The 15,220-nt window shown below is 47.2% G+C and carries 13 protein-coding genes; 11 read left to right on the top strand and 2 right to left on the bottom strand.

Annotated features, from left to right (window positions below; translation table 11 throughout):
• Positions 1-94: 94 nt before the first annotated feature.
• From QZ998_RS09910 to QZ998_RS09960, 11 genes are all read left to right on the top strand, one after another.
• Positions 95-1,459: a citrate/2-methylcitrate synthase gene (locus tag QZ998_RS09910; protein ID WP_366512428.1), complete on the top strand. Its 1,365-nt coding sequence runs from the start codon at positions 95-97 to the stop codon at positions 1,457-1,459.
• Positions 1,460-1,751: 292 nt separating this feature from the next.
• Entirely contained in the window at positions 1,752-2,723 is a 972-nt protein-coding gene (locus QZ998_RS09915) for a phosphate acyltransferase (protein ID WP_296560167.1), read from the top strand.
• A complete protein-coding gene (iorA, locus tag QZ998_RS09920; protein WP_296560169.1) occupies positions 2,698-4,479 on the top strand; it encodes an indolepyruvate ferredoxin oxidoreductase subunit alpha in 1,782 nt (593 codons plus the stop codon). The genes QZ998_RS09915 and iorA overlap by 26 nt, the downstream gene beginning before the upstream one ends.
• Positions 4,479-5,051 (top strand): indolepyruvate oxidoreductase subunit beta, encoded by a 573-nt coding sequence (locus tag QZ998_RS09925; RefSeq protein ID WP_296560170.1) that lies wholly within the window; start codon positions 4,479-4,481, stop codon positions 5,049-5,051. The genes iorA and QZ998_RS09925 overlap by 1 nt, the downstream gene beginning before the upstream one ends.
• Before the next feature lie 8 nt (positions 5,052-5,059).
• Positions 5,060-5,329, top strand: a complete 270-nt coding sequence (locus tag QZ998_RS09930; RefSeq protein ID WP_296560174.1) for a cysteine-rich small domain-containing protein — start codon at positions 5,060-5,062, stop codon at positions 5,327-5,329.
• Between the two features lie 20 nt (positions 5,330-5,349).
• Positions 5,350-5,964, top strand: coding sequence for a glycerol-3-phosphate 1-O-acyltransferase PlsY (plsY, locus tag QZ998_RS09935; RefSeq protein ID WP_296560176.1), 615 nt, complete (start codon positions 5,350-5,352; stop codon positions 5,962-5,964).
• 201 nt (positions 5,965-6,165) lie between these two features.
• Positions 6,166-9,117: a vitamin B12-dependent ribonucleotide reductase gene (locus QZ998_RS09940; protein ID WP_296560250.1), complete on the top strand. Its 2,952-nt coding sequence runs from the start codon at positions 6,166-6,168 to the stop codon at positions 9,115-9,117.
• A 68-nt stretch (positions 9,118-9,185) separates the two neighbouring features.
• Complete coding sequence (gene proB, locus QZ998_RS09945) at positions 9,186-9,992, top strand: glutamate 5-kinase (protein ID WP_296560179.1); 807 nt, start codon at positions 9,186-9,188, stop codon at positions 9,990-9,992.
• A gap of 91 nt (positions 9,993-10,083) precedes the next feature.
• Positions 10,084-10,239 carry a stress-responsive transcriptional regulator PspC gene (locus tag QZ998_RS09950; RefSeq protein WP_296560181.1) on the top strand — a complete coding sequence of 52 codons (156 nt, stop codon included), beginning with the start codon at positions 10,084-10,086 and terminating at the stop codon, positions 10,237-10,239.
• Between the two features lie 8 nt (positions 10,240-10,247).
• Positions 10,248-11,429 carry a glycosyltransferase gene (locus QZ998_RS09955; protein ID WP_296560182.1) on the top strand — a complete coding sequence of 394 codons (1,182 nt, stop codon included), beginning with the start codon at positions 10,248-10,250 and terminating at the stop codon, positions 11,427-11,429.
• A gap of 16 nt (positions 11,430-11,445) precedes the next feature.
• Positions 11,446-14,094: a valine--tRNA ligase gene (locus QZ998_RS09960; protein ID WP_296560184.1), complete on the top strand. Its 2,649-nt coding sequence runs from the start codon at positions 11,446-11,448 to the stop codon at positions 14,092-14,094.
• A gap of 109 nt (positions 14,095-14,203) precedes the next feature.
• On the opposite strand, the gene QZ998_RS09965 is transcribed toward QZ998_RS09960, so the two are convergent.
• Positions 14,204-14,902, bottom strand: a complete 699-nt coding sequence (locus tag QZ998_RS09965; protein WP_366512429.1) for a peptidoglycan-binding protein — start codon at positions 14,900-14,902, stop codon at positions 14,204-14,206.
• Positions 14,788-15,213, bottom strand: a complete 426-nt coding sequence (locus QZ998_RS09970) for a phage holin family protein (RefSeq protein WP_296560186.1) — start codon at positions 15,211-15,213, stop codon at positions 14,788-14,790. Before QZ998_RS09970 ends, QZ998_RS09965 begins: the two co-directional genes overlap by 115 nt.
• Between the last annotated feature and the right edge of the window lie 7 nt (positions 15,214-15,220).

Below are 15,220 nucleotides of genomic sequence, written 5' to 3' on the forward strand. Positions count from 1 at the left end.
TCCTATGGCTATAGAATAATTAGAATGATGCTTAAAGGCAAGATGTTTCACGACGTTTTGTGCCTTGAGCGAAGCGAAAGGAATGGTTATAAAGATGAATAATATATTTTCAGAAATTACCCCTGAGATTATCGAATATAGTGAGTTATGTGTCAAAAATAGCTACATTGAACCGGAATTGTATAAAAAATATAAAGTTAATCGTGGTCTGCGCGATTTAGACGGAAATGGTGTCTTAACCGGCTTAACTGAAATATCAGAAATCCAAGCCTATATCTTTGAAGAAGGAAAAAAAATCGGTACCGAAGGCAAACTTTTTTATCGTGGTGTTGATGTTGAAGAAATGGTCGATGGCTTTGTTAAAGAAAAACGCTTTGGTTTTGAAGAAGTCGTCTATCTGCTGCTCTTTGGCGATCAGCCAAGCCAGGAGCAGCTCAAAAATTTTACCAAGGTGCTTGGTAATTATCGAAGTCTACCAACCAGCTTTGTCCGCGACATTATCATGAAGGCGCCAAGCTCAGATATGATGAACACCCTGGCCAGAAGTGTCTTAACGCTTTTTTCCTATGATGATAAGGCCAGCAATGTCTCAATCCCCAATGTCTTACGACAGTGCCTGGAGTTAATTGCCTTGTTTCCGCTATTGGCGGTCTATGGCTATCAGACCTACAAGCACTACCATGATGATCAAAGCCTCTTTATTCATCAGCCCCAACCCGACCTGTCAACGGCCGAAAATATTCTTTATATCCTCAGAAAGGACAGCCAGTATAGTGAGCTCGAAGCGCGGATTCTCGATATCGCCCTGGTTCTCCACGCCGAACATGGTGGCGGTAACAACTCAACCTTCACAACCCATGTTGTTTCCTCTTCCGGAACCGATACCTATTCGGTGATTGCAGCCTCGCTCGGCTCCTTAAAAGGCCCTAAACATGGCGGCGCTAATATCAAGGTGGTCGAGATGTTTGAAGATATGAAGAAAACCCTGAGTGATTGGACCGATGAAAAACAGGTTCGTCAATACCTGGTCGATCTGCTTCACAAGCGCGCCTTTGACAATGCCGGCTTGATCTATGGGATGGGTCATGCCATCTATTCGGTCTCTGATCCGCGCGCCAATGTCTTTAAAGGTTATGTAAAGAGTCTCTCCGAAGAAAAGGGCTTACATGATGAGTTTGAACTGTATTCGATGGTTGAACGCTTAGCCCCAGAAGTCATCGGTGAGGAACGAAAAATCTATAAAGGGGTTAGTGCCAACGTTGATTTTTACAGCGGCTTTGTCTACAGCATGCTGGGATTACCACTCGAACTCTTTACCCCAATTTTTGCAATCGCCAGAATTGCCGGCTGGAGTGCCCACCGGCTCGAAGAACTGATCAATGCCGGTAAAATTATCCGACCAGCCTATATGAATGTCAGCGAGCGCCGCGCCTATCAACCAATGGATGAACGAAACTAGCTTCCTTAAGTAAAGCGTCGGTTTCTGTGAAAGTAAAAATATCGCGCTATTTTTTAATAGTCTTCCTGATCTGTTCTGTGCTAGAATAGATCAGGAAGCTTTTTTGTAGCCATTTAATATTTACTGCCATCTATTATTTAGCTAGCAACTAATATTTACTAACCGCTTAAAAAGTTGCTGTTGTTAATTGACACGCCGCTTTCAATGCTTTTGTAAACCGGCGGGCGAAAATTGTTCCTTTATTATCGGTTTGAATTAGTGTATAATGATTCATATAAAAAAAGAGGTTAAGATGTTTGATAATTTTAATGATATTGGCCAATCTGTAAAAACTGGTGCTAAGAATACCCTGGTGGTCGCAGCTGCCGAAGAAGCAGACTTATTAAAAGCGCTTGCTGCTGCAAATGAATTATATCTGAATCGGGTGATCCTGGTCGGCTATCAAGAAAAGATAAAACAGCTGTCCCTCGATCAAAAGATTGACATCAGCAAAATGGAAATCATTGACCTACCCGACCAGGCCAGTGCCTGTCAAAGGGCTGTCGCTTTGGTTTCTGAGGGCAAGGCCGATTTTATCATGAAAGGTCTTGTCGATACCTCGATATTTTTAAAAGCGGTGATTAGTAAAACGGATGGCCTAATGGTTGGCCGACTACTGTCTAGCATTATGATGGTGCGGATCTCATCCTACCACAAATTTATTATTTTATCCGATGGTGGCATGATTATTGATCCGGATCTGGAAAAGAAAAAGGGAATTATCAGCAATGCGGTTGATTTTTCACGGCTGCTGGGTATTTCTCCGATTAAGGTTGGTTGCCTGGCCGCCAAAGAAAAGGTTAATCCGAAAATGCCGGCCACTGTTGATGGGGCAGCCTTAAAAGCCTTGTCACAGGACCACTATTTTGGCGAAGATGTCGTTGTTGAAGGTCCCATTGCCATGGATCTGCTGATCTCTAAAAAGGCCGCCGATATCAAAGGCTATCAGTCTTGCGTGGCCGGGGATGTTGACGTGATTGTGATGCCAAACATTGAAACCGGTAATGCCATCATAAAAGTAATGACTCATTTGGGTAATGCCCAATTGGGAGGGATCGTGATGGGAGCTTGTGTGCCCATTATTTTAACGTCCCGGTCAGATTCTTATGAAAATAAATTAAATTCCATTATTTTGGGGGCATTTTTAACTCAAGAGATGGATGATTGTCACCAAATTCGAGAGGAGCATCGAAAAGAAAATGAAGCTATTATTAACAGGAAATGAAGCCATCGCCAGAGGCGCGTGGGAGGCTGGGGTAAAGTTTGCCACAGCCTACCCAGGAACACCAAGTACCGAAATATTGCAAAATGTTGCCACCTATGAGGATATCGTCTCGGAATGGGCGCCCAATGAAAAAGTCGCCCTAGAAGCAGCTGCCGGGGCAGCAATCGGCGGCGTCAGAAGCCTGTGTGCGATGAAACATGTCGGTGTCAATGTAGCCACCGATCCACTCTTTACCTTTGCTTATCTGGGTGTCAACGCCGGCTCAGTGCTGATTACAGCGGATGAACCCGGCATGCACTCATCACAAAATGAGCAGGACAACCGCAACTATGCCCGCCATGCCAAGGTCTGTCTGTTTGAGCCTTCCGATAGTCAGGAAGCCAAGGATATGCTTAAAGAAGCCTATACGGTTAGTGAAGCATATGATATGCCAGTCCTGTTTCGGATGACGACCCGGGTTTGTCACTCCAAGTCGATCGTTGAGTGTAGTGACCGGGTCGAAGTAGCCGATAAGCCTTACGAAAAGGATATCCGTAAATATTGCCCGCTACCAGCCTTTGCCAGAAACATGCAGGTTAAGCTGGCGGATAATTTTAAGCGGCTCGTCGACTATTCCAACACCACTCCTTTTAACTATATTGAAGATAATGGTGCTGATATCGGTATTATCGGATCAGGCGTCGCTTATCGTTATGCCAAAGAAGTTTTTGGATCTTCGGTTTCCTATTTAAAGATTGGTTTTTCCTATCCGTTGCCAATGGAAAAAATTGCCGCCTTTGCCAAGGGCAAAAAGACCGTCTATATCTTTGAAGAAAATGACCCGATCATGGAAACAGAAATCAAAGCCGCCGGGATTGACTGTGTTGGCAAAGAACAATTACCGACCATGGGTGAACTGACTCCTGACCGGATCCGTCAAGCACTGCTTGGTGAAGCTCCCCAGATCATTGAGGCCAATCCCGAAATGGTCTTACCACGGCCGCCGACCCTGTGTGCCGGATGTCCCCATCGTGGTGTTTTCTATGAACTGGGACGCCGTAAAGACCTGATGATCTTTAGTGATATTGGCTGCTATTCCTTAGGACTGATGGCGCCTTACAACGCCACTGATGCAATGATTTGCATGGGTGCCAGTATCAGTTCAGGTCATGGCGTTCAAAAAGCCTTTGACATCAAAGGCGATCATTCTAAAAAAGTCGTCTCAATCCTTGGCGACTCGACCTTCTTTCACTCGGGCATTACCAGTTTGATTGATGTCACCTATAACAAAAGCAATACCTTAACGATCATTTTAGATAACCGGATTACCGGGATGACCGGTCATCAGGAGAATCCTGGCACCGGTTACGATTTAAAAGGCGAAGCTGCGCCAGAAATCGATATTGAAGCAATGGTCAAAGCCTGTGGCGTCAAGAATTTAATTTCGATCGACCCCAATAATCTGCAAATTGTTGAAGAAGCAATCGAATGGGGTTTAAACTGTGATGGCCCGGCGGTGATTATCACCCGCTGGCCGTGTGTCCTTAAAAAGTTCTCAGCTGAGGATAAAGAAGAATTCCCAACCGCCTTTAAAACGGTTGCCAGCGTCGATATTGAGAAATGTATCGGCTGTAAAAAATGCTTAAAATCCGGTTGTCCGGCATTGGCCTTTGATCGTGCCAATAAAAAATCAGGAATTCTTAAAGAACCCTGTGTTGGCTGTGGTGTTTGTGTACAAATCTGTCCCAAACAAGCCATTGAAGTGGAGGTACGATAATGGAAACGAAAAATATAGTATTAATGGGTGTTGGCGGCCAGGGCACCATTTTAGCCGCCAAACTGTTAACATCCGGCTTGATGGAAGCCGGTTATGATGTCAAAATGAGCGAGATCCACGGCATGAGTCAGCGGGGTGGCTCAGTGTCGTCATTGGTGCGCTATGGTGATGACGTCCAGTCTCCGGTGATTGAAATTGGCAGTGCCGATATCGTCGTTGCCTTTGAAAAAATGGAAGCTCTGCGGGCGCTGGAATACCTAAAGCCCAGCGGCAAAATGATCGTCAATGATACCGAAATCTTTCCGCTGTCAGTGATTATTGGGGCGGCCACCTATCCTGAGAATATTCTTGACGAAATTAAGAGCAAAGTTAATCTGCGGGTGATGGCAGCCACAAAAATGGCTGAAGAGCTGGGTAATCCCAAGGTCATGAATTTAATTCTGCTGGGTTCAATTATCAAGTCAATGGCACTGACTGACATCGATTGGGAAGCCATCATTGCCCAAAATGTCAAAGCTGAATTCTGTCAAATAAACATCAAGGCCTTGCATGCTGGAATCGATGCTGTCTAACCATGAACATGGACGACTCACATTATAAGTTTTTTCAGCACATCACCTGTGAATACTTTCCCTGTCACCGGGTCGAGGCGCTTGAGGATTTTAATTGTTTGTTCTGTTATTGCCCGCTATACGCATTAGGAAAAAATTGCGGCGGACAATTCTCCTATACCGATAAAGGCGTTAAAAATTGTAGCAAGTGTGACTTTCCCCATCACCGTGATCACTACGAGGCGGTTTTGGAGCGGTTAGCAAGGCTGATTGAACAAGTCAAAGTAACGAAAATCTAGGATCTTAAAGGGGTAGTGAAATGTCGATAATCATTGGACTTATTTTTGTTGTTGCGGCTTATTTAGTCGGAAATCTTAATTTCGCCTATATACTGGTGAAATTTTTAAAGAATGAAGATGTCCGCAACTACGGTAGCGGCAATGCCGGGACAACAAATGTATTGCGGGTAATGGGGAAGAATGTGGCCATTCCGGTATTTCTGCTGGATGCATTAAAAGGCTGTCTGGTGGTCGTTATTGGTCGATATGCCTTAAACCTTAGCGAAGTCTTTCTGATTTTAGCTGGCATCGCCGTCATCGCTGGTCATAACTGGCCTGTCTTTTTGCAATTTCGCGGCGGCAAGGGAACGGCCACCTCACTGGGTGTTTTTCTGACCTACGATTGGGAAGTCGCAGTGATTGCCATTATGATCGGACTGGTTGTTTTGGCCATCTGGAAAATGGTTTCGCTGACCTCGATCGTTGGCGTCACGATGCTGCCGATTTTCGCCCTGCTCTTAGGCCGAACGACTGGTGAAGTTATTTTTGCTTTTGTTTTGTGTTTGTTTAGTATCTTCCAGCACCGTAAAAACATCGGCCGGATCATCCAGGGACGAGAAAGTAAGATTGGCCAAAAAGTCAAAATGAAAAAGTAACGCATCAAAAGTAATCCATTAAAACAAACTTATTAAAAGTAAAAAACCATTGCAAAGGCTCTTAAAATGAGCCTTTTTACTTGCTTAAAGGGGTCGATTAAATTTGCCCCTGAAATACATAAAAATACAGTGCGAAATACTAGATCTAGGATTATAATTAGAGATAAAGCCCAATATCATGTATCAAGCCAAGGAGGAAGAATTAATTTGAAGCAAATAAATCAGCTATTTCAACGCGTCTTTACCAAGGAACTAGAAAATTCAGACAAAACCGTTTATGACCTGTTCGAGTGGCAAACTGTCGACGTTTTTCTAAAAAACTATCAAACCGGTGAGACCATTTTTGAAATGAATAATCTGGAATTTCCTGAGCATTACTCACAAAATGCCTGCAATATTATCGCCACCAAATACTTTCGAAGAAAGGGCGTACCCAACCAATTTGGCTATGAACACAGCATGCGCGAAATCGCTGACCGGCTGGTTGGTTTCTGGACGGATGCCATCAAGGCCGAAGGACTGATCGATAGCGATGAGCAGTGGCAAATCTATTACGATGAGCTGGTCTACGCCTTCCTGATGCAGATGTGGGCACCAAACTCACCGCAGTGGTTTAATACCGGCCTGATGCGCAGCTATCAGATTGCCGGCTCCAAAGATGACCTCTATTATTACGACGAGGAAAGCGGTCAGGTGCTGGAATCAACCGATCGCTACACAAGGACCCAGGCCAGCGCCTGCTTTATCTTATCGATTGCCGATCGACTACTCGGTGATCACTCCATCTCTGAGCACTATGTCAGTGAAACCAAATTATTTAAAGGCGGGTCTGGGGTCGGCACCAATTTTTCCAGCCTAAGAGCCGCCAATGAAGGCCTGACCAGCGGTGGCCAGTCCTCCGGGATGATGAGCTTTCTGCAGGGACTCGATCGCAACGCTGGCGCCATTAAATCGGGGGGAACCACCCGACGGGCAGCCAAAATGGTGATTGTCGATATTGATCACCCGGAAATTGAAAATTTTATCAACTGGAAGGTCAAAGAAGAGCAAAAAGTCCGCGACCTGGGCAAGATGGGTTATGACATCTCGATGGATGGCGAAGCCTATCAGACCGTCAGCGGCCAAAACAGCAATAACTCAGTGCGGCTTAATGCTGAGTTTATGGAGGCCGTCTTAAACTTAAAAAATGAGCCCGATCATAAACTAAAACTGCGCGGCCGGGTTGACGATCGGGTTGATCGCGAGGTACCGGTTAAGGACTTATGGCAACAGCTCAATTTAGCCACCTGGGAATGCGCCGATCCAGGGATTCAGTTTGACGATATTTTTAATGCCTGGCATACCTGCCCGGGTGGTGAAAATGGCAACCTCGATGAAAAAATCAACCGCATTAATGCCACCAATCCCTGTTCGGAGTATGCTTTCTTAGATGATACCGCCTGTAATCTGGCCTCGATCAATGTCTTTAAGTTTTATAATCCGGAAGACAATAGCTTTTCACTCGACCACTATATTCACCTGGTTGGACTGATCCAATGCGCCCTGGAGGGCTCGATTTACCACGGCCAGTTTCCGACCAAAGATGTCGCCCGGAAAAGCTACCTCTTTCGCACCACCGGCCTGGGGATTGCCAACGCCGCATCGCTGTTGCTGGCTCTCGGCTACCCCTATGATTCCCCTGAAAGCCGCAATCTGATTGCCGGCATCACCGGGATCATGACCGGGACATCCTATCATGTTTCGGGTCTGATGGCCGGAAAAATCGGCGCCTTTCCGATGTATCCAGTCAATGAACCCCACATGAAACGGGTCATCCGCAACCACAGCCGGGTGGCTGGAGCCCGTACCGACGACTATGAAGGACTGCATTATCAACCGATCCCAATCAACCATCAGCTGCTCCAAAAGATGGGCTTTGAAAATATTAGCAGCCAGCTAAAAAATGCCTGGAAACTGGCTGAAGAAGCGGGCGAGGCCTATGGCTATCGCAACGCCCAGGTATCGGTGATTGCCCCGACCGGGACGATTTCCTTTGCGATGGACTGTGGCGCGACCTCGGTGGAACCATTTTACAATCATGTCGTCTTTAAAAAACTAATCGGCGGCGGCTCGATGGAGATTGTCAACCCAGTCATGGAAATGGCGCTTAACAATCTCGGTTACAGCGAAAAAGAAATCGGCGATATCCTGACCTATTTACTGGAAAAAGACGGCCAGGGCTATTTTCGCCATGAAGGGGTTTCTGGTGCGCCCCATATTAAAGCCGAGCATTTACCGGTTTTTGATACCGCCAATACCATTTCACCAATGGGTCATGTGTTAATGGTTTCGGCCATTACCCCAATGATCTCCGGCTCGGTTTCAAAAACCGTTAATCTACCCAACGATGCAAGCGTGCTGGACGTTGAAAACATCCACCTGCTGGCTTATCGCACCGGCACCAAGGCGATTGCTATTTATCGTGATGGCTGCAAGGCTTCCCAGCCACTGAGTTCAGGGATGGCCGAAGATCAGGATAAGGCACTCGATGACTACTCCTATAACGAATTACTAACAATCGTTAAAGAAGGCAAAAACACCGCTCTTAACCGGGTTCGTCCCGAAGGGATGCGGCTCAGCCGTACCCATGCCGCCAAAATCGGCGATATTGAGCTGTATATCACAATCGGTTTTTATGAAGATGGCGGGATTGCTGAAATATTTGTCTCGACCGACAAAGAGGGAACCGTCGTCAAAGGGCTGCTGGCCTCCTTGTCTAAATCGATTTCCAATATGCTCCAATACCATATCCCACCTGATCAGATCTCAAAGATGCTTAGGGGTCAAAAATACGAACCATCCGGTTTTGTCTCACGACATCCCTATATTAAATTTGCCTCATCGATTTCTGATTTAATGAGCAAGGTGATTGATATTGAACACGGCGATTTTTCTAATTGTCAGGTTAAACCCAAAAATTTCACCCTGATGAATCAAAAAAACATGATTAAAAGCGTCAGCCCCGCTGATCACAGCACCCCGGAATACAATAAGGACGTCGCTGGTGAAGTCTTATACGGCGAATCCTGCAGTCATTGCGGCAGCGACCGGATGATGCAAAACGGTACCTGCAAATTATGTCTGGACTGCGGCACCACCACCGGCTGTAGCTAAAAAATGTTTGATGTTTTCCCATTGTTTGATATAATAATGAACTAGGATACACAGCTTAGGAGAATGTGATGCGAGAAAAGATAAAAAACGCGACCACGATTGTGGTTAAAATGGGAACAACCTCAGTCACCCATCAAAACGGAACCCTGAACTTGCGGAAACTGGAAATCCTCGCTCGGGTGATGACCGATCTTGAAAATAGCGGAAAAAAAATGGTGCTGGTCTCATCCGGTGCCATCGGCGCCGGGATGAACCGGATGAAGCTTAAAGAGCGGCCAAAAACCCTCAAGCAGAAACAGGCCGCGGCCTCGGTCGGACAAGGCTTGCTGATGCGGGTCTACCATAAATTTTTTGATGAATACCATCAGACCGTTGGACAGATTCTACTGACCAAAGACGTCTTTAAACACGCGATCAAGCGTAATAATGCCGAGAACACCTTCACCGCCCTGATCGAGAGCGGAATCATCCCGATTGTCAATGAGAATGACTGTATTGCCACCGATGAAATCCAGGAAGAATGTTTTGGTGATAATGATATTTTATCGGCGATGACCGCCGATTTAGTCGGTGCCGATCTACTGATCATCCTCTCGGATGTCGATGGTCTCTATGACGATAACCCCGCCATCAATAAAGATGCCCGCCTGATCCGCACCGTTCACCACGTCGATAAGCGGATTATGAAGTCTGCCGGCAACTCCGCCTCCTGTCTGGGTACCGGCGGGATGATCACCAAACTGGGAGCAGCCAAATATGCCACCGATTGTGGTATCGATGTGATCATCGCTTCGGGTGATGACTGTAAAAGCCTTTATGGTATTTTGGATGGCCAAGAAATCGGAACGATTTTCCTAAGTGACTCACAGAAATAATATTGACTAGTAATTTAGAAAATTAGCAGCGAACAAAGCGCAAGGCACTTTCGCAGTTTCAAAAAATAAATACGAAGTATGGAGGATTCTTATGTTAAAGAAAATACTGATCGGATTTTCTGCCGTTGCAGCAGGAATGTTAATGGTTTTTGGCGGCATCTATTTTGTTGAAAAAAGAAAAGAAGAAGTAATGGGTGGAAAACTGATGCGGGTAAACTATAAGTTCACGAAAGAATTCGAAGAATAAGGTTCGCTATGTCAAAAGTGTTTATTTTTACCGCTTCAACCGGCGCTGGTCATAATTTAGCCGCCCAGTCCTTAAAAGAATCCTTAGACGAGGTCGGCTACCAGTGCGATGTTTATGATGCCTTTAAAGAAACCAATGTCACCCTTGATCGGCTGATTACCAAAGGCTACGAGCAAATCGTCGTCAATGTGCCCAAGCTCTATGAGCAAATGTATAATCAGTTTAATAATATGAATCAATTCCAGCAGGGTGTTTTTCAGGTGCTGACCCGGATTATGAACCCTGACATTGTCCCCCTGATCAATTCCGGAAAGCCGGATTTAATTATTACCACCCATCCCTTTGTTACCAATGTATTAGGCACCCTGAAGGAACATCATACTTTTGATGTCCCGGTTTTATCGATCGTGACCGACTATAAAATTCATACCCTTTATCTCAAAAAAATGATCGATGCCTATGTCGTTGGCAGTGACTATACCAAACAAACGATGGTCGAAAAGGGCGTTGCCGAGGAGATCATTTATCCCTATGGCATCCCGATCCGCCAGACCTTTTTAAAAAACAACCGGCTCGAAAAAAAGGAGAGCTCCGATGTGGTCGGGACAATCCTCTTGATGGCCGGCAGTTTGGGCAGCAAACAAATGGAAAAAGCCTTTTCATCGCTGCTCAAGGTCAAAGAAAAGATCCAGATTATTGTGGTCTGTGGCAACAATGCCAAAATTCAAAAAGAAATCAAGAGTCTCTATGCCAGAGAAGCGGCCAGTGATAAAATTGTCGAAATCCATGGTTTTGTTAATAATGTCTCCGAGCTGATGGATCAGTCCGATGCGATTATTTCCAAGCCCGGGGGACTGACCACAACCGAAGCGATTGTCAAAAATATCCCGATGATCATTCCCTTTTATTATCCCGGCCAGGAAGAAGAAAATGCCGATTACCTGGTCGATGGGGGGATGGCCATCAAGGTCGATAAGATCAAAGATTTGACCTCGATGGTAGATTTCTTGTTTGAGAATAAATATATCATTAAGCGGATGTCCGAGAATATGTCAGAGGAAGCGCAAAAACGCTCGATGAGTAAAACGATCGAGCTCTGCAAAAACCTGATCGCCGACTATACCACCCGCAAAGCACTCCCCGAGCCGCAAGCAGACCCCTACAAGATCAAAGAAATCAAAGACCAATAAGAAGAACAGGTGCAAAATGAAAAAAGAAATGTCAAAAACCTATGATCCCAAAGCCGTAGAAGATAAAACCTATGCCAGCTGGCAGCAAAAAGGCTACTTCAAGCCGGAAGTCAATCCCGCTGGCGAGCCCTTTACGATTGTCATGCCACCACCAAATATCACCGGACAGCTCCATATGGGCCACGCCTTTGATGGCACCCTGCAGGATGTCTTGACCCGCTACAAACGGATGGATGGTTACGCCGCCCTCTGGCTGCCGGGCACCGACCACGCCTCGATCGCCACCGAAGTTAAGGTCGTCGATAAGCTGCGCCAAGAAGAAGGCAAAACAAAGCAGGAGATTGGCCGCGAAGCCTATTTAGAACGCGCCTGGGACTGGGCGCTGACTTATAAAAGCCGGATTACCGACCAGCTTAAAAAACTGGGCGCCTCCTGTGACTGGAGCCGCGAACGCTTTACCATGGATGAGGGCTGTAGCCAGGCCGTTAACGAAGCCTTTGTCAACCTCTACGAAAAAGGCCTGATCTATAAGGGCAGCCGGATTATCAACTGGTGTATCACCTGTAAAACAGCCCTTTCCGAAGCCGAGGTCGAGTATGCCGAACAGCAGGGCAATTTATGGCATATCCGTTACCCGCTCACCGAAGGGGACGGCTATCTGGTAGTGGCCACCACCCGACCCGAAACCATGCTCGGCGATAGTGGGGTAGCTGTCCATCCTGACGATCCCCGCTATGCCCACCTGATTGGCAAAACCGTGACCCTGCCCTTACTCAACAAAGAAATTATCATTGTCGCCGATGACTATGTCGATATCAGCTTTGGCACCGGGGTGGTTAAGATGACGCCCGCCCATGATCCCAATGACTATGAGGTCGGCCTACGCCATCAGCTCGAACAAATTCGCGTCCTAAACGATGACGGCACCATGAACGAACTGGCCGGAAAATATGCCGGCATGGATCGCTATGACTGTCGCAAGGCGGTACTTACGGATTTAGAAGCCCTCGATCTGCTTGAAAAAACTGAAGAACACCAGCATAATGTCGGGGAATGTTACCGCTGCGCCACCACCGTGGAGACGATGACCTCCGAACAATGGTTTGTCAAGATGGAAGAACTAGCGGGTCCGGCACTGGACGCGGTACGCAACCACGGGACTGATTTTATCCCCGACCGCTTTAATAAAATCTACTATAATTGGTTAGAAAACATCCGTGACTGGTGTATTTCACGGCAATTGTGGTGGGGACACCGGATTCCGGCCTATTATTGCGGTGATTGTGGGGAGATGATCGTTTCCAAGGCAGCGCCGACAGCCTGCCCCAAATGCGCTAGTAGAAAGATCAGCCAGGATGAAGATGTCCTGGATACCTGGTTTAGTTCGGGGCTATGGCCCTTCTCAACCCTGGGCTGGCCGGAGCAGACCGACGACTTAAAAAAATTCTATCCGACCACGGTATTAGTGACCGGTTATGATATTATCTTTTTCTGGGTCGCCCGGATGATCTTTATGGGTCTCTTTGAAATGGGTCAAACCCCCTTTAAAGATGTCTATATCCATGGCCTGGTGCGGGATTCCCAGGGACGCAAAATGAGCAAGTCATTAGGAAACGGGATTGATCCGCTAGAACTGATTGAGACCTACAGCGCCGACGCCCTACGCTTTACCATTATCACCGGGAATTCTGCTGGTAATGATATTCGCTGGCAGGATGAAAAGGTCGAATCCAGCCGTAATTTCTTAAACAAGATCTGGAATGCCGCCCGCTTTGTGCTGATGAATCTGGATGAAGATATTGTCGATAAAAAGGATCAGGCTTTAGCCAATCTGGAGAATACCGATAAGTGGATTCTTAGCCGGATGAATACCATCGTGGCCGAAGTCAACCACAATATGACCAAGTATGAATTGGGGATTGCCGCCTCAAAAATCTATGATTTTGCCTGGAACGAATACTGTGACTGGTATATCGAGCTGGTTAAACCCCGCTTATATGGCGAAGATCAGCAGACCAAGATCTCAGCCCAATATACGCTCAGAGTGGTACTCGATACGATCCTGCGGTTGCTCCATCCCTTTACCCCCTTTATTACCGAAGAAATTAATGGCTACCTGCCTGGCACCACCGGTGATATCATGGTAGCGGCCTGGCCACACTTTGATGACAGCCTGGTCTTTCCCGAAGACGAAAAGGCAGTTGAGTTTCTAATGGCTGCCATTCGCAGCATCCGTAATATCCGGGCTGAAATGGATGTCCCCAATGCCAAAAAGACCCAGTTATTCCTGATTTCAAGTAACCAGGAACACCTGTCCTTGATGGCCGAATCGCTCCATTATTTCCAGAAGCTGGCCTCCGTGTCAACGATTCTGCCGATAAGCAAGGCCGATATTCAGGAAAACTATGTTTCGGCCGTGGTTGACGATCTGGAAATCTATATCAACCTGGATGAGCTGGTTGACAAGGAAAAAGAAATTGCCCGCTTAGAAGCCGAGAAAAAGAAGCTCGACCAGGAAATTGACCGGGTCACTCAAAAACTGGCCAATAAGGGCTTCACCGATAAGGCGCCGGAAAAGGTTGTTCAAATCGAACGGGACAAACAAAAGAAATTTGTCGAAACGCTGGAAAAAGTGCTGGAACGGTTGGAATATTTTAAAAAATAAATGATCCTAAAATAAGCTTTAGTTAAATAATAATAATGTGCATTTAAAAACCCCCGTCTGACTGTTCAGGCGGGGGTTTCTGCTCGTCGTCTAAAGGGTCAATGATCGGTTAATAACGAAGATCATTGCGGGGCGCAAGCTGGAAGTGGCAAAACAATTGCTTGGGATAAGAGATCACCCCAAAGCCACAGCCGACCGCAAAGTCGGCCATTTGAGCCATCACTGTGGCGTTCATCTGGCCGGGGAAATAGCCGTCAAAGGCTTCTCCGGTGAGGTGGTAGGAATCGGGGACGCCGCCAGCTGCCCGGTTGACGGTCGGACAACGGCCACCCGAAGAAATCACCAGCGGCCAACCGAAGGCGTCGCGCAGCGCCTGGGCGAAGACCTTAAGGGGCGCCACCACATCCAGTCCGCAGCCGCAGCCGCAGGCAAATTCAGTAGCGCTAAAGTTTTTTAGCTCCGGCTGATCGGGCAGTTCCTGGTCTGCCGGCAGGGGCAGGCAGAGCCGCTCGCTTAAGGCCAGTAATAAGGCCTTATTGGTAAATTCACCAACAATCCCGTCGACCGCCAAATCCATGTTACTTTGAAAGGCGCGGACGGCGGCCGCCGTTTTAGGGCCAGCAATCCCATCAATTGGGCCTGGGTCATAGCCCAGGGCGGCCAGCGTTTCCTGGAGCCATTTGAGATAATCGTTTATAACTTTTCCTCCTTGTCTTTGAGGGCGGAAATCGCCCCCTGAATCGGTTTGGGCAAGGGGACCCCGATCAGTCCGATATTTTCGGTGATTGAGATCAGCTCGTTGCCGCAGTAGGCAATAATGGTGGCATCGCGGATAAAGTTTAAGCCCAGCAGCAGATCGAGCCGACAGGCGATCAGGACGACCGCCAGGGCAGCCCCTTTGCGAAAAAAGCCCTGCCAGGCGGCGCCGCTTTCAAGGGCGCCCTGGGCAGATTTTTGGCTTTTTCTAAAAACACCGGCCAGGATCAATCCGCTGGCGTAGTCGACTGCCATAAAAATGAGCAGCGACTGCAGGCCAGTATCCCAGCCACCCAGCAGGTCAGCCAGCCAGCCGCCCACAAGCCCCAGGCCTGTTAGCGCCAGCGCTTTATAATCACCCATCGGGCAG

It is taken from the genome of uncultured Acetobacterium sp., assembly GCF_927416815.1.
Classification (GTDB): Bacteria; Bacillota; Clostridia; order Eubacteriales; family Eubacteriaceae; genus Acetobacterium.

Coding starts and splice junctions, on each gene's coding strand:
- QZ998_RS09960 (WP_296560184.1), top strand. CDS start 11,446: ATGAAAAAAGAAATGTCAAAAACCTATGATCCCAAAGCCGTAGAAGAT.
- QZ998_RS09925 (WP_296560170.1), top strand. CDS start 4,479: ATGGAAACGAAAAATATAGTATTAATGGGTGTTGGCGGCCAGGGCACC.
- iorA (WP_296560169.1), top strand. CDS start 2,698: ATGAAGCTATTATTAACAGGAAATGAAGCCATCGCCAGAGGCGCGTGG.
- QZ998_RS09970 (WP_296560186.1), bottom strand. CDS start 15,213: ATGGGTGATTATAAAGCGCTGGCGCTAACAGGCCTGGGGCTTGTGGGC.
- QZ998_RS09915 (WP_296560167.1), top strand. CDS start 1,752: ATGTTTGATAATTTTAATGATATTGGCCAATCTGTAAAAACTGGTGCT.
- QZ998_RS09950 (WP_296560181.1), top strand. CDS start 10,084: ATGTTAAAGAAAATACTGATCGGATTTTCTGCCGTTGCAGCAGGAATG.
- QZ998_RS09955 (WP_296560182.1), top strand. CDS start 10,248: ATGTCAAAAGTGTTTATTTTTACCGCTTCAACCGGCGCTGGTCATAAT.
- proB (WP_296560179.1), top strand. CDS start 9,186: ATGCGAGAAAAGATAAAAAACGCGACCACGATTGTGGTTAAAATGGGA.
- plsY (WP_296560176.1), top strand. CDS start 5,350: ATGTCGATAATCATTGGACTTATTTTTGTTGTTGCGGCTTATTTAGTC.
- QZ998_RS09910 (WP_366512428.1), top strand. CDS start 95: ATGAATAATATATTTTCAGAAATTACCCCTGAGATTATCGAATATAGT.
- QZ998_RS09930 (WP_296560174.1), top strand. CDS start 5,060: ATGGACGACTCACATTATAAGTTTTTTCAGCACATCACCTGTGAATAC.